At 63.6% G+C, this 20,819-nt stretch carries 17 protein-coding genes and 1 pseudogene; 16 read left to right on the top strand and 2 right to left on the bottom strand.

All coding sequences use genetic code 11. The features are described 5' to 3' along the window. The first annotated feature begins 28 nt into the window (after positions 1-28). The 12 genes from ACP2YO_RS29775 (at position 29) to ACP2YO_RS29720 (ending at position 13,468) form a co-directional block, all read left to right on the top strand. A complete protein-coding gene (locus ACP2YO_RS29775) occupies positions 29-1,165 on the top strand; it encodes a transporter substrate-binding domain-containing protein (RefSeq protein WP_426443347.1) in 1,137 nt (378 codons plus the stop codon). After that, the gene (locus ACP2YO_RS29770; RefSeq protein WP_426434704.1) at positions 1,162-1,803 is read left to right on the top strand and encodes an ANTAR domain-containing response regulator; all 642 of its coding nucleotides are present in this window, start codon (positions 1,162-1,164) and stop codon (positions 1,801-1,803) included. The genes ACP2YO_RS29775 and ACP2YO_RS29770 overlap by 4 nt, the downstream gene beginning before the upstream one ends. A 126-nt stretch (positions 1,804-1,929) precedes the next feature. Then, positions 1,930-3,201, top strand: coding sequence for an ABC transporter substrate-binding protein (locus ACP2YO_RS29765; RefSeq protein ID WP_426434703.1), 1,272 nt, complete (start codon positions 1,930-1,932; stop codon positions 3,199-3,201). A gap of 58 nt (positions 3,202-3,259) precedes the next feature. Next, a complete protein-coding gene (gene urtB, locus ACP2YO_RS29760; RefSeq protein ID WP_426434702.1) occupies positions 3,260-4,153 on the top strand; it encodes an urea ABC transporter permease subunit UrtB in 894 nt (297 codons plus the stop codon). A 62-nt stretch (positions 4,154-4,215) separates the two neighbouring features. After that, positions 4,216-5,307, top strand: a complete 1,092-nt coding sequence (gene urtC / locus ACP2YO_RS29755) for an urea ABC transporter permease subunit UrtC (RefSeq protein ID WP_426443346.1) — start codon at positions 4,216-4,218, stop codon at positions 5,305-5,307. A gap of 3 nt (positions 5,308-5,310) precedes the next feature. Next, the gene (gene urtD, locus ACP2YO_RS29750) at positions 5,311-6,060 is read left to right on the top strand and encodes an urea ABC transporter ATP-binding protein UrtD (RefSeq protein WP_426434701.1); all 750 of its coding nucleotides are present in this window, start codon (positions 5,311-5,313) and stop codon (positions 6,058-6,060) included. Next, on the top strand, positions 6,060-6,755 hold the full coding sequence (urtE, locus tag ACP2YO_RS29745) for an urea ABC transporter ATP-binding subunit UrtE (RefSeq protein WP_426434700.1): 696 nt from the start codon (positions 6,060-6,062) through the stop codon (positions 6,753-6,755). The genes urtD and urtE overlap by 1 nt, the downstream gene beginning before the upstream one ends. Before the next feature lie 81 nt (positions 6,756-6,836). Beyond that, the gene (locus tag ACP2YO_RS29740) at positions 6,837-7,874 is read left to right on the top strand and encodes an aliphatic amidase (protein WP_426434699.1); all 1,038 of its coding nucleotides are present in this window, start codon (positions 6,837-6,839) and stop codon (positions 7,872-7,874) included. Between the two features lie 84 nt (positions 7,875-7,958). Further along, positions 7,959-9,293 carry a purine-cytosine permease family protein gene (locus ACP2YO_RS29735; RefSeq protein WP_426434698.1) on the top strand — a complete coding sequence of 445 codons (1,335 nt, stop codon included), beginning with the start codon at positions 7,959-7,961 and terminating at the stop codon, positions 9,291-9,293. 34 nt (positions 9,294-9,327) lie between these two features. Continuing rightward, on the top strand, positions 9,328-10,347 hold the full coding sequence (locus tag ACP2YO_RS29730) for an alpha/beta fold hydrolase (RefSeq protein ID WP_426434697.1): 1,020 nt from the start codon (positions 9,328-9,330) through the stop codon (positions 10,345-10,347). Between the two features lie 2 nt (positions 10,348-10,349). Further along, the gene (locus ACP2YO_RS29725; protein WP_426443345.1) at positions 10,350-11,162 is read left to right on the top strand and encodes a CbbQ/NirQ/NorQ/GpvN family protein; all 813 of its coding nucleotides are present in this window, start codon (positions 10,350-10,352) and stop codon (positions 11,160-11,162) included. 14 nt (positions 11,163-11,176) lie between these two features. Further along, positions 11,177-13,468, top strand: a complete 2,292-nt coding sequence (locus ACP2YO_RS29720) for a nitric oxide reductase activation protein NorD (RefSeq protein WP_426434696.1) — start codon at positions 11,177-11,179, stop codon at positions 13,466-13,468. Positions 13,469-13,500: 32 nt separating this feature from the next. Here the strand turns inward: ACP2YO_RS29720 and ACP2YO_RS29715 are convergent, their stop codons facing one another. Further along, positions 13,501-14,742 (bottom strand): MFS transporter, encoded by a 1,242-nt coding sequence (locus ACP2YO_RS29715; protein WP_426434695.1) that lies wholly within the window; start codon positions 14,740-14,742, stop codon positions 13,501-13,503. An 85-nt stretch (positions 14,743-14,827) separates the two neighbouring features. Between ACP2YO_RS29715 and ACP2YO_RS29710 the strand changes: the two are divergent. The 4 genes and pseudogenes from ACP2YO_RS29710 to ACP2YO_RS29695 all read left to right on the top strand — a co-directional run bounded on the left by ACP2YO_RS29710 (position 14,828) and on the right by ACP2YO_RS29695 (position 18,422). Continuing rightward, a pseudogene (locus ACP2YO_RS29710) lies at positions 14,828-15,302 on the top strand (MarR family winged helix-turn-helix transcriptional regulator). Positions 15,303-15,304: 2 nt separating this feature from the next. Further along, positions 15,305-17,356 carry an FUSC family protein gene (locus ACP2YO_RS29705; RefSeq protein WP_426434694.1) on the top strand — a complete coding sequence of 684 codons (2,052 nt, stop codon included), beginning with the start codon at positions 15,305-15,307 and terminating at the stop codon, positions 17,354-17,356. Next, positions 17,353-17,559, top strand: a complete 207-nt coding sequence (locus ACP2YO_RS29700) for a DUF1656 domain-containing protein (RefSeq protein ID WP_426434693.1) — start codon at positions 17,353-17,355, stop codon at positions 17,557-17,559. The genes ACP2YO_RS29705 and ACP2YO_RS29700 overlap by 4 nt, the downstream gene beginning before the upstream one ends. Further along, positions 17,556-18,422, top strand: a complete 867-nt coding sequence (locus ACP2YO_RS29695; protein WP_426434692.1) for an efflux RND transporter periplasmic adaptor subunit — start codon at positions 17,556-17,558, stop codon at positions 18,420-18,422. The genes ACP2YO_RS29700 and ACP2YO_RS29695 overlap by 4 nt, the downstream gene beginning before the upstream one ends. Positions 18,423-18,438: 16 nt before the next feature. On the opposite strand, the gene ACP2YO_RS29690 is transcribed toward ACP2YO_RS29695, so the two are convergent. Then, positions 18,439-20,811, bottom strand: a complete 2,373-nt coding sequence (locus ACP2YO_RS29690) for a xanthine dehydrogenase family protein molybdopterin-binding subunit (protein ID WP_426434691.1) — start codon at positions 20,809-20,811, stop codon at positions 18,439-18,441. Positions 20,812-20,819: the final 8 nt, after the last annotated feature.

The raw sequence follows: 20,819 nt of genomic DNA, 5'->3' as shown, positions 1-20,819 counted from the left end.
GGGCTAGATCATGTCGAACCTTAAGCAAATGACGTCCGCTCCATGGCGGATCGGGGTGTTGTTTTCGCGAACCGGCTTCATGTCGGTTATCGAGGAAACCCAATATCAGGGCACGCAGCTCGCGATCGAGGAGGTGAATGGCGCCGGCGGGGTCTGCGGCCGCGAGCTGGTTCCTGTCGCCTACGACCCGGGTTCAGATTCGGTCGCGTATGGCCACTACGCCAAGCGGCTGATGATCGAGGATCAGGTCAACACGATCTTCGGCTGTTACACCTCGTCGAGCCGCAAGGCTGTGCTGCCGGTCGTCGAAAGGCTGAACGGCCTGCTGTGGTATCCGACGCTCTACGAAGGTTTCGAGGCGTCGCCGAACGTCATCTACACCGGCGCGTCGCCTAACCAGAACAGCCTCGCGCTATGTCGCTACCTGATGGATACGTTCGGGACACGGTTCTACTTCGTCGGGTCGGACTACATCTATCCGCGCGAGTCCAACCGCGTGATGCGGGAGTTGCTCAAGGCTAACGGTGGCTCCGTGGTCGGCGAGCGCTATGTCAATGTCCATGCGCGCTGGCAGGATTTTCTGCCGATCATCCAGGATATCAAGCGTGTCAGGCCCGACGTGATCTTTTCGACGGTCGTCGGGGAGGGGACAGTCTTTCTCTATCGAGCCTATGCGAATGTCGGGCTCAATCCGAAACAGATGCCGATCGCCAGCCTGACCACGACGGAAGCCGAAATCGCAGCCATGGGATTCGACGTCGGCGAAGGGCACATCACGGCAGCCTCCTACTTTCAGGGTGTCGAAGGCAGCGCCAACAACGCGTTTGTGCAGCGCTTCAAAAAGAGGTTCGGTTCCGACATCTCGACCAACATGTGCGCCGAGGCGTCGTATTTCCAGCTGCATCTGTTTGCGAAAGCACTCGAGCAGGTCAATACGCTCGATACCGAAGTGCTGCGCTCGATGGTGTTCGGCACCAGCTTCGACGCGCCACAGGGCGCGGTCACCGTCAACCCGACGTCGGGCCACACCGATCTGTGGACCCGCATCGGACGTGCCAATCACCACGGGCAGTTTGACGTTGTCCGTCAGTCGAAAGAGCCGGTGCATGCAGACCCGTTCCTGATCGGGTATGGTCGCGCAACGCAAACAGGAAGCGTCCAATGAACGAAATGTCGCGTAAACCGTCCGTCAACCGGGACATCGGCGGACGTAAGACCATGGTGCAGGAACTTGCCGATCTGTCGGCCGTGGTGGTCGCCCCGGTCGACGATCAGGTTGGCATGTTGCTGCGCGAATTGCAGCGGTTCAGGATGCGCGTTCGCCAGGTCTGGCCGATGCCGGAAAGCGTGCCTGCCGACGCCGACGTGGTGTACTGCGAATATGCGCCGGATCTGGCGCGTCGCTTGCCGTGGATTCCCGGCGACGCGCGGTCGGCGCTGGTCGTCATCCTGCCGGCGACAGAACCGGTTCACGCCGATGCGCTGTGCCATGCGACGCCGAACGCAGTCCTGTCGCGTCCGTTCACGTCCAACGCGGTGTTGTCGAGCCTCGTGCTCGCACGCAGCCAGTTCGGTTACGAGCGGCGGCTTCGCAGCAAGATCGAGAAGCTCGATGACAATCTGCGCTCGATGCGCACGGTGGAGCGCGCCAAGGCCATCTTGATGGCGACGCGTCAGATGCCGGAAACCGAAGCCTATGGTTTCATTCGGCGGCAGGCGATGGATCGTCGGGTGTCGGCAAGCGCAGTCGCGGCGGCGATTGTTGACTCGTTCGAATTGCTTGGCTACGATCATCAACAGTAAGCCCCAATAGCGGGGCCGGCGGCGACATAGCCGCCTTCGACACAACCGGCAACAAAGCCCTCCCAATGCTCGCGTCAGCGCGCATCGGGAGGGCTTTTTGCGTTTTTGATCTTGAAGGAGTTAGGGATGAGCATATCGAGGCGGACTTTGCTGAGGAATACGGCAGCGCTTGGCGCTTTTGCGGGCGCCGGATTGCCGCACATCTGGAACAAGAACGCCGATCTCACTTATGCCGCTGGCGGTGACATCAAGGTCGGTGTGCTGTTCTCGCTGACCGGCGGTCTCTCGATCATCGAGAAATCGCTGCACGACGCCACCTTGATGGCGATCAGCGAGATCAACGCCGCCGGCGGCGTCAAGGGTATGAAGGTCTCCGCGATCGCCGAGGACGGCGCCTCCGATCCGAAGACCTACAACGAAAAGGCGTCGAAACTCGTCATTCAGGACAAGGTGCCGACCGTGTTCGGCTCCTACACGTCGGCGAGCCGCAAGGCCGTGCTGCCGGTGTTCGAGAAGCGCAACAATCTCTATTTCTACCCGACCTATTACGAAGGCTTCGAGTGTTCCAAGAACGTCGTCTACACCGGTGCCGTTCCGAACCAGCAGCTTTCCAACTTCATCCCGTGGATCATCAAGACGCTCGGCAAGAAGAAGTTCTTCATCGTCGGATCGAACTACATCTATCCGCGCGAGATGGCCAAGGTGTCGAAGATCCTGATCGAGAAGAACGGCGGCGAATGGATTGCCGATGAATATCTCGAGCTTGGCCACTCCGAGTGGGGCTCGATGGTCAACAAGATCAAGGGCTCCGGCTGCGATGTCGTGCTGTCCAACGTGGTCGGCGACTCCGTCGTGGCGTTCTACCGCGAATACAAGAACCAGGGCCTGACCCACGACAAGCTGCCGATCTGCGCGACCGTAACCTCCGAGATCGAGATTGCGGCGATGGGCGCGGAATATGCCGTCGGCAGCTACACCTCGTTCCCATACTTCCAGGCAATCGATACTGACCGCAACAAGGCCTTCGTCGAGCGCTACCGCGCTTTCGTCAAGGACCCGAAGGCCGTGACCCATCACGCGTTGGAATCGTCCTATTTCCAGGTATTCCTCTGGAAACAGGCGGTAGAGAAGGCGGCCGAGATCGCGCCGCTCGCGATCCGCGATGCGGTGAAAGGGCAGGAGTTCGACGCCCCGAACGGCCACGTCAAGATCGATCCGGACAATTTGCATACCTACCTGACGCCGCGCATCGCGCAGTGGCTCCCCGATGGGCAAGGCAAGATCATCGACGCCTACAAGGAGCCGACGATTCCGCTGCCCTATGTCGCCTATGGCGAGACCCCGACCAACCTGTTCTGCACAGGCAAGGGGCTCGATTCGACCAAGCTGAAAACCTGACGGCGACAAAGATCATCCACCGCGCCATCTCCCGCGCGGTGGATGACGGGGCGATATCATGCTTGAAGTCCTATTCATCGGTTTAAGCTTGGGGTCGATCCTGCTTCTGGTCGCCCTTGGTCTTGCGATCACCTATGGTGCCATGGGCGTCATCAACATGGCGCATGGCGAGATGGTCATGGTCGGCGCCTATGTCACGGTGCTCTCGGGCATCTGGCTCGGCACCAATATCTTCGTCGCCATTCCGCTGGCGTTCATCGTCACCGCTTTGCTCGGACTCCTGATCGAGCGCGTGGTGGTGCGGAAGCTGTACGGTCGCCTGCTTGATACGTTGCTAGCGACGTGGGGGATCGCGATCCTGATCCAGCAGGCGGTACGGCTCGAGTTCGGCCTGTCCTTCCTCGGCATCCACATTCAGGGCCTTGGCCCCGGCCTGCAGAATGTCAGCGTACCGCCATTCCTGCAGGGCACGTTCTCGGTCCTCGGTGCTGACATCAACCGCTACCGCTCTTTCATCATTCTGGTCACCGCGATCCTTGCGCTCTTGACGTGGTTCATCATCTACCGGACTTCCATCGGCACGCAGGTGCGCGCGATCATCCGAAATCCGAAGATGGCGGCGGCGTGCGGTATCGACGTCACCCGCGTCAACGCGCTGACCTTTGCGTTCGGCTCGGGGCTTGCCGGCGTTGCCGGCGTCATGATGTCCGGCTTCAAGACGGTGTTTCCCGACATGGGCACGTCGATGGTGGTCGACGGCTTCCTGGTGGTCGTCATGGGCGGCGTCGGCAGTCTGCTCGGATCAGTGCTTTCCGCCGGCATCCTCGGCGAGATCAACGGCCTGGTCGCCGCGGAGACCAACGACATCCTGGCGCGCGCAGTGGTCTTCGGAGTCGTCATCGCCATCATCGTGCTCAAGCCGAAGGGCCTGTTCGCCCTGAAAGGCCGGTGATGACGCTGACACCGAGGCGCCGTATCGACTGGGCGATCTACGCTGCATTCATCGTTCTGGTGATGATCCTTCCGCTCTTCGTGGATGCGTTCTGGCTCAATCGCGCCGCCAAGTACCTCGTGTACGGGATACTCGGCGTCGCGGTGGCGCTGTCCTGGGGGTATGCCGGCATTCTCAATCTGGGGCAGGGGCTGTTCTTCGGCGCCGGCGCCTACATGCTCGCGATGTCGCTGAAGCTTGCGAGCACCACCAGTCTGCAGCAAGGCTCCGACAAGCCGGTGCCCGATTTCATGCTGTGGAATGCCGAGCCGGGCGCGCCAACCGAACTCTGCTGCATCAACAAGGCGTCCTTCCTCTGGCTGCCGTTCCAGAGCCAGTGGTTCGGCGTTGCGATGGGCCTGATCCTGCCGGTGCTGCTTGCACTGGTGCTTGGCAGCATCGTGTTCCGCAAGCGGATCTCCGGCGTGTTCGTATCCATCATCACGCTGGCGCTGGTACTGCTCGTGCGCCTCGTCGTGATCGATGCTCAGCCGATCACCAATGGCTTCAATGGTCTGACGGACCTCGGCTGGTTCAAGGTCGCAGGCTTTGAATTCGACCCCTATATCGTTCCCACCTACTACCTCGTCGCGGTGTCGCTCAGCCTCGTGCTGGTTGGCGCACGGCTCCTGATCGACACGCGCGCCGGCCTGATCCTGCAGGCGGTGCGGGACGACCAGAACCGGGCACGCTACCTCGGTTTCGACGTGACGGCCTACCAGACCTTCTTCTTCGCGGTCTCGGCGGCGATCGCAGGCTTTGCCGGCATGCTCTACGTTGTCGTGTCGGAGTTCGCGTCGCCGACCTTCATGGACCTGGCCTTCTCCATCACCATGGTGGTGTGGGCCGCGGTCGGCGGACGCTCCTCGATTCTCGGCGCCTGCATCGGCGCGATCCTGATCAACACCATCTCCGCGACGGTCAGCGAAACCGAGGGCTTTGCCGAATCCTGGAAGGCAATCATCGGCCTGATCTTCGTGCTGGTCGTGCTTTACCTGCCGCGGGGCCTTGGTGGCCTCGCCCACGACTTCGTCGATCGCGTGCTGGCGCGGAAGTCCCGCACTTCGCCCAACCCGGGACGGGTCGGCGATGCGTCCTCGCAACTGGCGGAGTAGCCGATGGGACAGGTAGCCCTGACGGTCGATGGACTTGGTGTCGATTTCGAAGGTTTCAAAGCCGTCAACGGCGTGACCATGACGATCGACGAAGGCGAATTGCGCGTGTTGCTCGGTGCCAACGGGGCCGGCAAGACCACGCTGATGGATCTGATCTCAGGCAAGACCAAGTCGACTTCCGGGCGCGTGTTTTTGCACGATACCGACATCACCAACTGGGAAGAGCACAAGATTGCGCGTGCCGGAATCGGCCGCAAGTTCCAGATTCCGAGCGTGTTCAAGGAGCTCACGGTTCGCCGCAATCTCGAGGTCGCGAGCTGCAGGAATCCCGGGGTGTTCGCCAATCTGCGCTTCGGTTTCGGCGCGGAAGCCAAACGCAACGTCGATGAGGTGCTCGAGTTGATCGGTCTGACCGAGGAGGCCGACCATGTTGCAGCCTATCTCAGCCATGGCCAGACGCAGTGGCTCGAGCTCGGGCTGCTGATCACCCAGAACCCGAAGATCATCCTGCTCGATGAGCCGACCGCCGGGATGACGCAGGCCGAGACGCACAAGACCTCTCTGATCGTCAACAATCTCAAGGGCCGGCACACCATTGTGGTGGTCGAGCACGACATGGCCTTCGTGCGCGAAATCGCCGAGCGCATCACGGTTCTGCATCTCGGGCAGGTGCTGGCTGAAGGCAATGTCGAGCAGATCGAGAACAATCCAAAAGTCCGTGAAGCCTATCTCGGATCGAAGGGGATTTCCTGATGCTGGCCTTCGCGCATGTCGACAGCTTCTATGACCGCAGCCACATCCTTCACGACGTCTGTCTCGACGTGCCCAAGGGCAGGATCACCGCGGTGCTCGGCCGTAACGGCGTCGGGAAGACGACGCTGCTCAAGACGTTGATGGGCTTGACCGACCGCATGAACGGCGAGATCCGCCTCGATGCGATGGATCTCGGCAAGCTGCCGACGTTCCGGCGCGCGCGGGCCGGTATCGCCTATGTGCCGCAGGGACGCGAGATCATTCCGGATTTTTCGATCCGTGAGAACATCCTGATGGGCTCGTTCGCGCGGGCCGATGGCGGGCGCGAGATTCCGCCTCTGGTCGCCGAGCTATTCCCGTATCTGATGAACAATCTCAACCGCAATGGCGGCGTGCTCTCCGGCGGCCAGCAGCAGCAGCTCGCGATCGCCCGGGCACTTGCCGCGGGTCCGAAGATCGTCCTGCTCGACGAGCCGAACGAAGGCATCCAGCCGTCGATCGTCGAGGATATCGAGGGCGTCATCATTCGGCTCAACCGGGATTTCGGGATCACCGTTATTCTGGTCGAGCAAAACGTCTCGTTTGTTCGCCGTGCGGCTCATCGCTTCGCCATGATGGAGAAGGGACGCGTCGTGGCATCGGGCGATATTGGCGAGCTCAGCGATGCGTTGGTTCATCGTCACATGGCGGTGTGACCAATCGCGTCGAAGAGCAGTGAGTAGCGGTGCATGAGGAGTGGCACCGGGAGTTTGTGACGAAAAACCAAGGAGAGCGATATGCTGCACGGTGATATTTCTTCCAGCAAGGACACGGTCGGCGTCGCCGTGGTCAACTACAAGATGCCGCGCCTGCACACCAAGGCCGAGGTGCTGGATAACGCGCGCAACATCGCCAAGATGGTCGAGGGCATGAAGCTCGGCCTGCCAGGCATGGACCTCGTGATCTTTCCCGAATACTCGACCCACGGCATCATGTACGACTCCAAGGAGATGTACGAGACGGCGTCGTCGATCCCGGGCGAGGAGACCCGCATCTTCGCGGACGCCTGCCGCAAGTCGCGGGTATGGGGCGTGTTCTCGCTGACCGGCGAGCGTCACGAGGAGCACCCCAACAAGGCGCCGTACAACACGCTGATCCTGATGAACGACAAGGGCGAGATCGTCCAGAAGTATCGCAAGATCATGCCGTGGGTGCCGATCGAGGGCTGGTATCCCGGCGATTGCACCTATGTTTCGGAAGGTCCGAAGGGCCTGAAGATCAGCCTGATCATCTGCGACGACGGCAATTTTCCGGAGATCTGGCGCGACTGCGCGATGCGCGGCGCGGAGCTGATCGTCCGTTGCCAGGGCTACATGTATCCGGCCAAGGAGCAGCAGATCCAGATATCGAAATCGATGGCGTGGGCCAACAACTGCTATGTCGCAGTCGCCAACGCCTCCGGCTTCGACGGCGTCTACTCCTATTTCGGTCATTCGGCGATCATCGGTTTCGATGGCCGGACGCTCGGCGAGTGCGGGACCGAGGAAAACGGTATCCAGTACGCGCAGCTCTCGGTGTCGCTGATCCGCGACGCGCGCCGCAACATGCAATCGCAGAACCATCTCTTCAAGCTGGTGCATCGCGGCTATACCGGCCTGATCAATTCCGGCGAGGGCGATCGCGGCCATGCCGTCTGTCCTTACACCTTCTACAAGAACTGGATCACGGACCCCGAAGGCACGCGGGAAATGGTCGAAGCCATGACCCGTCCGACCGTCGGAACCGATGAATGTCCGATCGAGGGCATTCCGAACCAGAAAGTTGCACATCGGTGATCGGGAAGGGGTGGTCTGCGCCGGCGCGGTGTGCCGCGTCGGTGCAGCTAGGACATTGTCACGCAAGGGGAAACGGGGATTACCATGAGCAGTGAAGCGAATAGCGGTATCGTTCAGCAGGCCGAAGGACAGATCGAGGAACTCCTCGGCCATGAGTTCGAACACGAGCCGGTGCCGATGAGCGCCCGGCGCAGCGCCTTCTCGGTCACCATGGTGTGGCTGGGCTTTCCCATGATCATCACCGGTGCCATGACCGGATCGTTGCTGGTGCTCGGCATGGGCTTCAAGAATGCGCTCGCGGCGATGATCATCGGCAACCTGATCATGTTCGCGTATGTCGGCGCGCTCGGCCTGATTGGCACAAGGCGCGGCATGAACTTCGCGTTGATCGCGAGCATCGTGTTCGGCAGGAAAGGCTATGTGCTGGCATCCGGCCTGCTGTCGACCTTGCTGCTCGGCTGGTATGCGGTGCAGACCGGTATCACCGGCGCCCTGATCTCCTCGACCTATGGCCTGAATTACGTGGCGATGACCGTCGTCGCGGGCGTGCTTTATATCGGCATCACCTTTGTCGGAGTGCGGGGATTGCAATGGATCGGTTTGGCGTCGGTGCCGCTGTTCGTGGTGCTGGGGCTCTGGGTCGCGGGCGACGCAGCCTCGACCACGACGGCTGCCGCGATCTTCGGCTATGCCGGCAACAATGGCGCCGCCACGATGTCGATGGGCGTCGGGCTCACGGTGGTGCTTGCGCTGTTCATCGACGCGGGCACGGTGACGGCGGACTTCAATCGCTGGGCGCCGAGCCCAGCGGCCTCGCTTGCCGCCACGTTCAGCGCATTTCCGTTCGCCAATCTGGTGGCGATGCTGGTTGGCGGGGTGATGACCGCGGCGCTCGCCGTGCCGAACGCCAATCCATTCGGGGTCGACAACATGTTCGGCTACATGAACGGCAAGCAGCTGACCTGGCTCAGCATTCTCGCCTTCATCTTCCTTTACGCCAATCTCGGCTCGGTCTGCTCGCACTGCCTGTACAACGCGGCAACCGGCTGGTCGCGCATTCTCGGCACCAACATGCGGTTGATGGCGGTCGTGCTCGGCGCCATCGGCATCGTAGTGGCGGCGGGCAACGTCTGGGCGTTCTTCATCCAATGGCTGTCGCTGCTCGGCGTCCTGGTGCCCCCGATCGGGGCGATCATCCTGGTCGATCAATATTTGTTGCGCGCCGGTGCGCGGGCGGACGTGGACTGGCGGGCGAAGCCCTTCATTGCATGGGGCATCGGGTCGCTATGCGCGTTTGCGGTTGAAAATCTGATGCCGGGGCTGTCGACTGCGATCTCGGCCGCGCTGGTTGCCGGAATCGTCTATGTGGCGATCGCGCGGGTGGACGGCGCGACGAAGAAGGTAGCGAGCGCTGCATGAAGTGCGGCCTTGATCAAGCAAGAGGGATGTATCGATGAGCATCGACTATCAGATTTATGATCTCGGGAACGTGGCCTTGCAGCGCGGCGCAACGATTCGCGACTGCAAGCTTGCCTACAAGACCTTCGGCCAGCTCAATGCGGCCAAGGACAACGTGATCGTCTATCCGACCTGGTACTCCGGCCAGCACTACGACAATGAATGGCTGATCGGCCCAGGCATGGCGCTCGATCCCGCAAAATACTTCATCATCATCCCCAACATGTTCGGCAACGGCCTGTCGTCGTCGCCGAGCAACACGCCCGAGCCGTACAACGGGCCGCGTTTTCCGCAAGTGACCGCCTACGACAATGTGCAGGCCCAGCATCGGCTGGTCACCGAGAAGTTCGGCATCAAGCACATTCGCATGGTGGTCGGATGGTCGATGGGGGCGCTGCAGACCTTCCATTGGGGCGCGCTCTATCCTGACACGATGGATCTGCTGGCGCCGTTCTGCGGTTCGGCAAAATGCTCGCGCCACAATTTTGTGTTCCTCGAGGGCGTCAAGGCGGCGTTGACGGCGGATGCGGCCTGGAAGGAAGGTTGGTACACCGAAAAGCCGGCGCGCGGCCTGCGTGCCGCCGCACGCGTCTATGCCGGCTGGGGCTTTTCGCAGGCGTTCTATCGCGAGCAGCTCGACATCAAGACGCTCGGCTATTCCTCGCTGGAGGATTTCCTGGTGGCGTTCTGGGAAGGTTTCTTCCTGCCAAAGGACCCCAACAACCTTCTGACCATGCTGTGGACCTGGCAGAACGGCGACATCAGCGACAACGAAATCTACAAGCGCGATTTCAAGGCCGCGCTCGGCGCCATCAAGGCCAAGACCTATGTGATGCCGGGACAGACCGATCTCTATTTCCCGCCCGAAGACAGTGAGTTCGAGGTGGCCAACATGCCGAACGCCAAGTTCGTGCCGGTGCCATCGGTCTGGGGCCATTTCGCGGGCGGGCCGGGGACCAATCCGGTCGACGTCGCCTTCATCGATGCCAAGCTCAAGGAATTGCTTGCGTCGTGAGCTTGTCCAATTCCACTCTGCTGCTCGACCAGTACCGCATCCTTGACGAACCGTATTACCGGCCGCTCAAGGATGAGGTCGAACTGTTCGGCGCGGCCTATGCGAGCCGCATGCCGGTGATGCTGAAGGGCCCCACCGGCTGCGGCAAGACCCGCTTCATCGAGTATATGGCCTGGCGGCTCGGCCGTCCGCTGATCACGGTCGCCTGTCACGAGGACATGACGGCGGCGGATCTGGTCGGCCGCTGGCTCCTCGATGCCCAGGGCACCGTGTGGAGTGACGGGCCGCTGACGACGGCGGTGCGGCTTGGCGCGATCTGTTATCTCGACGAGATCGTCGAGGCGCGTCAGGATACGACGGTCGTGATCCATCCACTAACCGATGACCGTCGCGTGCTGCCGCTGGAAAAGCGCGGCGAGCTGATCCATGCCCATTCCGATTTCCAGCTCGTGATCTCCTATAATCCCGGCTATCAGAGCGCGATCAAGGACCTCAAGGAATCCACCAAGCAGCGCTTCGCGGCGCTCGATTTCGGCTATCCGGACCGTTCGGCGGAAATCGAGGTGGTGTCGCGCGAAGCCAGCATCGATCCCGTGATCGCCGACCTCCTGGTGAAGATCGCGCAGCACAGCCGTAATTTGAAAGGGCAGGGCCTCGACGAGGGTGCGTCGACCCGGATGCTGGTCAATGCCGGCCGGCTGATCGGATATGGCATCAGCCTCGACAAGGCGTGCGAGACCACGATCGTCGTTCCCTTGACCGATGATGCGGACACCAGGAACACGTTGCGTGATGTAATCTCGGCCTGTGCGTAGATGGAAGCTTTTGAGTGGCGGTCGCGCAAATCAGTTCGCTCGATAATATCAAGTCCGGCCGCCGGCTTACGGCGCTGCTGCGCGGCCACGACAACGTAGCGGCAGCCGTACAGGCGGCGCGGGCTGCATTGCAACGCCTGCCTGCGCCGATCGGTCGCCTCGCGGCCTGGGACGAGGCCGTGCACGGCCTGTTCGAGGCCAATCTCGGCGAGACCGTGGTTCTTGGCTTTCTGCGGCTGTCGGAGCATTGGCCTGCGCTGCGGCCGGCCGAAGATCTGATCGCAATCGGATACGGCGTCAGGGATATCGGCCGTAGCGCTGGAAGCCGTGCAGCCCACGCGCTGCTGACCGAACTGTCAAAGCTCCTGCCGCGGCTCGCGGACGCCGGAGAATTGACCGCCGTTCTTGCCGCGCTGTGCCAACTCGCCGACGCCGGTCCGGAATCGGTCGGCCTCGCCATCAGCCGGCTTGAGCAACTCCTTGTACACGCCGGCGCCGAGGACTTTTCGGCCTGGATTTCCGCAGGCTTGCGGGCGACCGGCGGCCGCGCGGCGCGGCGACGTGCCTATTTTGCGCTTGCTGATCCGCTCTCAGCGCGGCTGTTTGCGCTCGGCCGGACTGCTGACGATTTCACGCGGCTGGAGAAGCGGCTCGCCGCGACCATGGTTGCGCTGTGGAACAAGAAGCCGCGCTTCCGCAAGCTCGCGGTTGCGCCGACGCCGGTGCCGCGACGGACCTCGCTCGCAGCCGGCTTCGTCGGCTTGCCGGACACATTTCCCGGCTTCGTAGGCGAGCGGGCGGATACGATCTATCTCGCGTCAGCGGCACACGCGGGGGCGCATCTCGCCCATTCCGTTATCCGCTTTCCCGTCGGCCGGCTGAAAGCGCTGCAGCTTGCGCTGATCTCCTTGGTCGAGGATGCCAGGGTCGAGACGCTGGCGATCCGTGACATGCCCGGGTTGCGCCGGCTGTGGCTGCCATTTCACGCGGCGGCACCGTCCGGCCAGGCAACCGCGGCGGGACTGATGATGCGGCTGGCGCGGGCACTAATCGATCCGGACTATCAGGATTCCGACGCGTGGGTCGGCAAGGGACGAGCACTGTTCGCCGCGGCCGCCGATCGCTGGGCCGAACCCGCGATCAGCCGCGAGATCGGTGGACTCTTGGGCAACGACATCGGACAGATGCGGCTGCAGTTCAACGCCAGGAGCTATGTCGTCGAACCTGCCTATCGCGATGACAATCTGGCGCTGTGGGATTTCGGCGACGCGCCGGATGCTCCGAACGAGACGATCGAGCTCGCGGTAGATTCGGTGCGGATCGAGCGGCGCGACGATGCGGACGGACACTCGACCGACGACAGCGCCTGGCCGGACGAGACGCTGCGGGCGCGGGCGAGCACGGTGACGCTGCTGGAGGGGCTTCCTGTCGCAACCTATCCGGAGTGGGACTATGCCGCGGGCACCGAGCGGATCGACTGGACGACTGTTCTGGAAGCGGACGCTGCCGCGTCCGCCAAGCCTTTCGATCCGCCGGCGGATACCGACGCGATGCGCAGGATCACGAGGTTGGCCCGCGATGCGCCGATCGGCCGCCGTCTTCGCCACAAGGGCCAACCCGATGGTGACGTGATTGACATTGATGCCGCGATCGCGCTGACGATCGAGCGGCGCTCCGGGTATGTCAGTGAGCCCAGGGTCTACCAGCGCGATACGCCCGGGCCGCGCGATCTCGCCATTCTGTTGCTGATGGACCTGTCGCAATCGACTGCGGACCGCGATCGCTCCGGCCGAACCATCCTCGATGTCGAGTGCAAGGCGGCCGCGATCATGACCACGGCGGTGGAGGCCGCCAACGACGCGATCGCGGTGCACGGCTTCAACTCGGATGGCCGCGAGCGCGTGCGCTATCTGCGCATCAAGAGTTTTGACGAGCCGATGGATGCGGTGGTGCGTTCGCGTCTTGCGGGGCTTCGCAGCAGCCATTCGACGCGGCTCGGTTCAGCGCTACGCCACGCGGGCAGCTACCTCGCAGAACGCCGCGCATTTCGCAAGGTGCTGCTGGTGCTGACCGACGGCGAACCCTCCGACATCGACGTGCCGGACCCGAGGTATTTGGCCGAAGACGCACGTCGGGCCGTCCAGCAGCTGCGGGGGCGCGGCACCGATATTTTTGCCTTTGGCATGGGTGGCGGCGGGTTCCCTCAGCTCGACCGCATTTTCGGCGAACGCCATGCGCTTCGCGTACCGCGCATTGAAGTGCTGCCGCAACGCGTGATGCAGCTCTACATGGAACTGAAGAAATAAACAGGCGGGACAGAACTGCGAGGTTGCCATGATCAGCTGAACCGTTGGCTTTCGGGTTGTGCATAGGCGAGCAACTGTCGCGCCAGTGCGACGCCGACCGTCGCGATCGCCGCCATCGCAAGCGCCCAGATGATGAAGAGCTGGTGGCCGATCAGCGCGCCGCTCAGGAGCGGCGCGCTGATGTTGGCACCCGACATCAGCGATTGATTGAGGCCCATGATCATCCCCTGGCGGTTGATCGCGGTGCTGCGGGAAAGTTCCGCCGTCAGCGTGCTGCGGGCGAACATGGTGCCGATGATGATCAGCGTCAGGAACACGACGAGCGTGCTGATCAGGGTTCCGATCGCAAGCCCCAGGAATCCAACTCCCATGCAGGCAAACGCCATTGTCACGATGCTGCGGTCGGATACGAACAGGTTGGCGCGCGTGATGAAGAAACCCTGGACGACCATGTTGATGAAGCCGGCATAGGCGAATACCCAACCGAGCTCGCGGGCGCCGAAAGGATGCCCGTCCCAACTGAACCGCGCCGACAGAAACAAGCCGATCTGCGACAGGAACATCGAGTTGACGAAAAAGAACACGATGAGCAGGCCGAGCAGGCGCCACGCATAGCGCATCTCGAGTAACGTACGCGCGAACGTCGGCTCAGGGACCCGGTGCTGGTAGAGCGGCTCGGAGGCTGGGTGATCGGGCGATAGCAGGACGATCGTCGCAAGAATGCTGATCAGCGACAGGGCTGCTGCCGCCCACACCGGCGCGGTGTCGCCGTAGTGCACCAGAAGACCCGAGAGCGCAGGACCAACCAGCAATCCGGTGCCAATCGCGCCGCTGGTCATCCCGAGCGCCTGTTTGCGGGTGGATGGCGCGCTGTGCTCGGCCGCATAGGCGTGGGCCACGGAAATATTGCCGGACGTCAGTCCGTCGATGATGCGAGCCAGAAACACCAGCGTCAGGTTGCCCGCCATGGCGAGGAGCACGAATCCGACAAAGGTTCCGATCTGGCTCACGACCAGTACCTTCCGGCGGCCGTAGCGGTCGGAGAGTATGCCGACCACCGGGCCCGCAATGAGCTGGCAAACCGCATAGACCGAGATCAGCGCGCCGATCAGGAACGGCGTTGCGCCGAGCCGCTGCGAGTAGAACGGGAGCAAGGGCAGGATGATCCCCATCCCGGTGGCATCCACGGCCACGACGACGAAGGTCGGGACGAGCGCCAGGCTGCCGGCACCCGCATATTCCTGCCGTACCTCTGCCGTCGAGCCCGCGCCCATCTGCGCTGTCCTGGTTCGCCGTTTCGTGATCGCCTCTGCGGATTACATAGTTGTAGCCTAATAGTTTGTGTCCTATCTAATTTGCATGCCTCCCACCCAAACCCAGATGCACGCCGAGATCGGCCGCCTGATCACCAGGCTCGGCCGGATCTGGCGTCGCGAGGCTGACCAGGCCTTGTCCGATCATGGACTGTCCTACGCGACCGCGATTCCGCTGCTGCTGCTGGCGCGGCAGGGCGAAAATGTCCGGCAGGGCGTGCTGGCCGACGAGTTGGGCATCGAGGGGCCGTCGTTGGTGCGGCTGATCGACCTGCTCCAGGCCGAAGGCCTGGTCGAGCGTCGCGAGGATTTCGAGCGACCGCCGCGCCAAGACCCTGCATGTCACGGCGACCGGCGAGGCCAAGGTCGAGGAGATCAACCGGGTGCTGCGCCGGGTGCGCGCCAGTCTGCTCAGGGATGTCGGCAACGACGAACTTGCGGTAACCTTCGAGACGCTCCAGCGCATCGAGCAGCGGGCCGACCGCCTGCATGACGCGAAGGTTGTTGCAGAGGCGAAATAGTGATGCGCGCGGAAGAGCCGTTCCTGGTCCGCCACGCGGACCTGATTTTTGCCTTGAAGACGTTCGCCGCGTCGATGCTGGCGCTCGTCATTGCGCTGGCGATCGATTTGCCGCGGCCCTATTGGGCGATGGCAACCGTCTATATCGCCTCGCAGCCGCTAGCGGGCGCGACGAGCTCGAAGGCCTTCTTCCGCGTGATGGGCACGTGGGTGGGCGCAGCCGTGACGGTCGCCTTGGTACCGAACCTGGTCAATGCGCCGGAGCTGCTGTGCCTGGCGATCGCGCTGTGGGTCGGGCTCTGCCTCTATCTGTCGCTGCTAGACGGCACGCCGCGCAGCTATGTCTTCATGCTGGCCGGATATACTGTCGCGTTGATTGGCTTTCCGTCGGTGTCCGAGCCGGGAAGCATCTTCGATATCGCGCTGGCGCGGGTTGAGGAAATCTCGCTTGGCATCATCTGTGCGAGCCTGGTCTCAACAGTGGTGTTTCCCCGCAGTGTCGGGCCAGCCGTCCGCGGCCGTGTCAGGAAATGGGTAGCAGATGCGCGCGCTCTGTCGAGCGATGTGCTGCTCGATCGCGGGACCAGCGAGACGCGCCGGGCCCAGCGGCTCCGCCTTGCGACCGATGTCGTCGAGATCGATACGCTGGCGACCCATCTCGCCTATGATCGCCTGGCCAGCGTCGGCGCCGTGGACGGCCTCGGCGAGATCCGGTTGCGCATGCTGATGCTGTTGCCGGTGATAACGTCAATCGAAGACCGGCTTGCCGCACTCGGCGAGGCCGTGCGGAAACAGCGGCCAGAACTCCGACGCCTGCTTGGCGATATCGCTGAATGGATCGTGGACGAGGATCGCATCCGGCAATCCAGTGAGCAGATCCGCGCCGCGATCGCGGAGCGGCAATCTGCGCTCGACGGCCTGGCAACGCGGGAACGCATCATCACGATCAGCCTGCTGCTGCGGCTGCGCGACCTCGTCGACATCTCGGCCGACTGCCGCGCGATCGGTGATGCGATCGCCGCGGGTAAGGATGTCTCCTCCGTCGCGCTGGCGTTCCGCCCCGAGGCCGGGGCTGCGCCGGTTCGGCATCGCGATCATGGCATGGCGCTGTGGTCGGCCGCGGGTGCCGCCGTTGCCATTCTGATCTGCTGCGGGCTGTGGATCGCAACCGGCTGGGCGGACGGCGCCTCGGCGCCGATGATGGCGGCGGTCGCCTGCTCCTTCTTTGCCGCGCAGGATGAGCCGGCGCGCAGCATCCGGGCCTTCGGCCTGTGGTCGCTGGTCGCGATCGTCGTCGTCGCGATCTATCAATTCGCGCTGGTGCCCGGGATCTCCCATATCGAGGTCCTGATCGTCGCACTCGCACCGACCTTTCTCCTGTACGGCTTTTTGATCTCGCGGCCCGCGACCCAGCCGATCGGCTCGGCGCTCGCCGCCAACACCGCAACCCTGCTTGCGCTGCAATCGACCTACAGCGCGGACTTCGGCAGCTTTGCCAACACCTCCGTCGCCTTCTTCCTCGGCATCGTCATCGCCGAGATCGTGACGCGGGTCGCACGCGGCGTCGGCGCCGAATGGATCGCCAGGCGCCTGATGGAATCGAGCTGGAACACGCTCGCGGTCGCTGCCGAGCGCCGTGGCCACGGCGATCGCGCGCAGTTTGCCGGGCTGATGCTGCACCGGCTCGGACTGCTGGTGCAGCGCATCGCCTTCATCTCCGAAAGCGACCGCCGTGATACCGACAGCCTGACCCAGCTTCGGGTCGGGCTCAACATCATCGACCTCAGGCGCGCGCGTTATGGCCTGGCGACATCGACCGTGCAGGCCATCGATGCCATGCTGGACGATCTCGCGGCGGTGTTTCGCGCCCATAGGGACGAGGCGTTGCCGGTCGAGCTATTGTCGCGCATTGATGCGGCGGTGGCCGAGGTCGTCAAGGACCCCAATGAGAAGGCACGGGACGATGCATTGCTCGGCCTCGTCGGCATCCGCCGCGGCCTGTTTCCACATGCGCCGGCGTATCAGTCGCGGCTAGATGAGAGTTTTGCCGCATGAGGTTTGAGCTCGACATCTACGGTGTGCTGGTCCCGGCGCTGCTGCTGTGGCTGATCGTGGCCTATGTGCTCAGTGCCATCGTGAGCCGGATCATGCAGCGCTTCGGCCTGTACCGGCTGGTCTGGCACCGCGCGCTGTTCAATTTCGCCCTCTACGTCTGCCTCTTGGGCGTCGTCGTCTATCTCTCGGAGTTTCTGCCATGAAAGGGAATTTCGCCTGGCTCGGCCGCGTTGTGCTGACGCTCATCGCCGTCGTCGCGGCGCTCGCGGTCGGCCGCGCGCTGTGGGTCTACTACATGGAGTCGCCTTGGACGCGCGACGGCCGGGTCCGCGCCGACGTGGTGCAGGTCGCGCCCGACGTGTCCGGCTTCGTCACCGATGTGCTGGTCAAGGACAATCAGAAGGTCCATCGCGGCGACGTCCTGTTCCGGATCGACCGCGCGCGCTTCGCACTCGCGCTACAAACCGCCGATGCGGCGGTCGCAGGCCATCGCGCGACACTCGACCAGGCCGATTTGGACCTGAAGCGCTACAGCGCGCTAACCACCGACGCGGTGTCGCAGCAGAGGCAGGAGCAGGTGCTGGCGACCCAGCTGCAGGCCAAGGCGGCCTACGACCAGGCCGTCGCCGATCGCGCGGTGGCGCAGCTCAACCTCGATCGCAGCGAAGTGCACGCATCCGTGAACGGCACGATCACCAACATGGATTTGCGGCCCGGTGCCTACGTGACCGCCGGCAAGGGTGTGATGGCCCTGGTCGACACCGACACGCTGCATGTCGAGGGTTATTTCGAGGAGACCAAGCTGGCGCGCATCCATGTCGGCGATAAGGTAGAGGTCCGCCTGATGGGCGATCCGGTTCGGCTCACCGGGCATGTCGAGAGCATCGCGGCGGGCATCGAGGATCGTGACCGGGCCGAAGGAGCGAGCCTCCTGGCCAACGTCAATCCGACCTTCAGTTGGGTTCGCCTCGCGCAGCGCGTGCCTGTGCGTATCGTCCTGGATCAACTCCCCGACAACGTTGCGCTGGTGGCGGGCCGTTCCGCGACCGTCGAGGTCCTGAAGTAGCCGAACACGTCCCCGCTCAGATTGCGCGATCCGACGCGCCGTGAGGACGCACCAGATTGTCCGCCCAGGCCTCGGCAATGTGCGGCAGGGCAAGGTCCTGCTTGCGGTCGAGCAGGAGTTCGAGCACGCGCGGCGGCGTCAGCGGCAGTTCCTGAACGCGCTTTCCGGTTGCATTCGCCACGGCGCATGCGACGGCCGCGCCGACATTGAGGATCGGGACCTCGCCCGCGCCCTTGGTACCCAGAGGTCCGATCGACGGCGCGCCCTCGTAGAGACTTATCTCGACCGGAACGACATCGAGCGCCAGCGGCACGCGGTAGGTCTCGAAGCCGTTCTGGCAGACACGGCCGTTGCTGCCGATCGTCACCTCTTCGTGCAGGGCATAGCCAAGTCCCTGCACGACGCCGCCCTGGATCTGGCCGTGGACCGCGCGCGGGTTCAGCGCGCGGCCGACATCCTGGACGACGCGATAACTGAGCACCTCGACATGTCCGGTCTCCTTGTCGACGGCGACCTCGCAGTCATGCACGGCAAAGACCGGGATATCGATCGCATCGATGAAGTGGCCGGCGACGCATCCCGGCATCGCTGATACGCCGGGGCCGGTGAAAGCGCCGGTGCCTGAGATCGGGCCGATCTTGGCTTGGGCGCGGGCGGCGACGTCGGCAATCGTGCGGCCGGAGCCGGGCGCGCCGGCAATCTCGATCCGTCCCTGGCGCATCACAAGGTCTTCGGGTGCCGCCTCGAACATGTCAGAGGCGACCTTGAGCAGTTTGGTGCGCACCTCCTGCGCGGCTGACAGGCTCGCGTCGCCGAGCGCGACCGTGGTGCGGCCGCCGCCGACGCCGACATCATAGCCGGCGGCATCGGTGTCGGCCGCGCGCACGATCACGTCTCCAGGATTCATGCCGAGCGTCCCGGCGACGATCTGCGGCAGGCTCTGCATCATCGAGCCTGAGCCGATCTCGACGCCTGACGTCACGAGCGTTGCCGTGCCATCGGCATTCATGTTCACCGTCGCGGCCGACGGACCGACAAAGACGAACCAGGTGCCGACCGTGGTGGCGCGCCCATAGAGCCGGCCGTCGTCAAGTACGCGCGGCGGCGCGGCCGCGTCCCGCAGCGTGTCCATTCGCTCCAGCATCGGGCCCAGCACATCGCCGTCAAACACCTGGCCGGTGGCGCCGAGATCGCCGTCGCCGAGCACATTGCGGCGGCGGAAGGCGAGGGGATCGATGCCGATCCGTGCGGCGATCTCGTCGGTGTGGCGCTCCAGCGCGAAGGTGTTGTAGACGCCGTTGCAGCAACGGAAGGCGCCGTTCGGGGCGGTGTTGGTATAGACCGCGCGTGACACCAGCCGCGCCGCGCCGAGCCGGTAGTTGCCGCCGAGCGTATGCGCGGTCATGGTGGTCAGGAATATCTGTTCCCCGCCATAAGCGCCGCAATCCATCAGCACGACGGCCTCGCGGCCGACGATCTCGCCGTCGCGGGTCACCGCCGAGCGAATGCTGATCTCGGCATTCTCGCGGAACAGGCAGGTCAGCATCTCTTCCTCGCGCGAGTTGACCAGCCGCACCGACCGCCCGCTGGCGCGCGCCAGCAGGGCGGCGAACGGCTCGACCGCAAGGTCGAATTTGAGACCGAAGCCGCCGCCGACCGCCGGCACCGTGACCCGTACCTGCGAGGCGGCAACACCGAGCAGGCGCGCGGTTGCGTTGCGGACGGTCCATGGCACCTGGGTCGACGTCTCGATGTGGAAACGTCCATCTTCATAGCTTGCGACCACCGCGCGCGGCTCGAAGGCGACATGGTTCTGGCGTCCGACGCGGAACGCGCTTTCGACAATTTCGACGTCAGGCCTGGCGAACGCGGCATCGACATCGCCGCGGACTACGGTCGCCTCCCAGGCTACATTGCCAGCGCGCGCACCACCCTCGAGCAGTATCTCGTGCTCGCGCCAGTCCGGGTGAACGAACGGCGCGGCGGCTTGAAGCGCCTCTGCCATGGTGAGCACCGCCGGCAAGGGCGCGATCTCGAGATCGATCGCTGTGAGCGCGGCCTGAGCTTGGGCGAGCGTGTCGGCGGCAACCGCCGCCAAGGGTTCACCGTCATAGCGGATCACGTCGCGCGCGAACAATGGATGGTCGGCAATGCCGATTCCGATCTTGCCGGGTGCGTCGGCCGCGGTCACGATGGCGCGGACGCCGGGCACGCGCGCGGCCCGGGCCGTGTCAAGACGGACGATCCGCCCCGAAGGCACGTTGGCGCGCAGCACGGCCGCGTGCAGCATCCCCGGCAAATAGCGATCGATCGTGTAGCGCGTACGGCCGCGCAGCTTGTCGCTCGAATCGCGACGCCGGAAATCCATGATCGCTGATACGTCGGACATTGCTGGGC

It is taken from the genome of Bradyrhizobium genosp. P (assembly GCF_049949265.1).
Taxonomy (GTDB): Bacteria; Pseudomonadota; Alphaproteobacteria; order Rhizobiales; family Xanthobacteraceae; genus Bradyrhizobium.
The sequence above is the reverse complement of the archived record's forward strand: the minus strand, read 5'-3'. Positions and strand labels throughout refer to the sequence as shown.

Excerpts from the sequence above, each read along its gene's own strand:
- ACP2YO_RS29775 (WP_426443347.1), top strand. The coding sequence starts at position 29 with ATGACGTCCGCTCCATGGCGGATCGGGGTGTTGTTTTCGCGAACCGGC.
- ACP2YO_RS29770 (WP_426434704.1), top strand. The coding sequence starts at position 1,162 with ATGAACGAAATGTCGCGTAAACCGTCCGTCAACCGGGACATCGGCGGA.
- ACP2YO_RS29765 (WP_426434703.1), top strand. The coding sequence starts at position 1,930 with ATGAGCATATCGAGGCGGACTTTGCTGAGGAATACGGCAGCGCTTGGC.
- urtB (WP_426434702.1), top strand. The coding sequence starts at position 3,260 with ATGCTTGAAGTCCTATTCATCGGTTTAAGCTTGGGGTCGATCCTGCTT.
- urtC (WP_426443346.1), top strand. The coding sequence starts at position 4,216 with ATGATCCTTCCGCTCTTCGTGGATGCGTTCTGGCTCAATCGCGCCGCC.
- urtD (WP_426434701.1), top strand. The coding sequence starts at position 5,311 with ATGGGACAGGTAGCCCTGACGGTCGATGGACTTGGTGTCGATTTCGAA.
- urtE (WP_426434700.1), top strand. The coding sequence starts at position 6,060 with ATGCTGGCCTTCGCGCATGTCGACAGCTTCTATGACCGCAGCCACATC.
- ACP2YO_RS29740 (WP_426434699.1), top strand. The coding sequence starts at position 6,837 with ATGCTGCACGGTGATATTTCTTCCAGCAAGGACACGGTCGGCGTCGCC.
- ACP2YO_RS29735 (WP_426434698.1), top strand. The coding sequence starts at position 7,959 with ATGAGCAGTGAAGCGAATAGCGGTATCGTTCAGCAGGCCGAAGGACAG.
- ACP2YO_RS29730 (WP_426434697.1), top strand. The coding sequence starts at position 9,328 with ATGAGCATCGACTATCAGATTTATGATCTCGGGAACGTGGCCTTGCAG.
- ACP2YO_RS29715 (WP_426434695.1), bottom strand. The coding sequence starts at position 14,742 with ATGGGCGCGGGCTCGACGGCAGAGGTACGGCAGGAATATGCGGGTGCC.
- ACP2YO_RS29705 (WP_426434694.1), top strand. The coding sequence starts at position 15,305 with ATGCGCGCGGAAGAGCCGTTCCTGGTCCGCCACGCGGACCTGATTTTT.
- ACP2YO_RS29700 (WP_426434693.1), top strand. The coding sequence starts at position 17,353 with ATGAGGTTTGAGCTCGACATCTACGGTGTGCTGGTCCCGGCGCTGCTG.
- ACP2YO_RS29695 (WP_426434692.1), top strand. The coding sequence starts at position 17,556 with ATGAAAGGGAATTTCGCCTGGCTCGGCCGCGTTGTGCTGACGCTCATC.
- ACP2YO_RS29690 (WP_426434691.1), bottom strand. The coding sequence starts at position 20,811 with ATGTCCGACGTATCAGCGATCATGGATTTCCGGCGTCGCGATTCGAGC.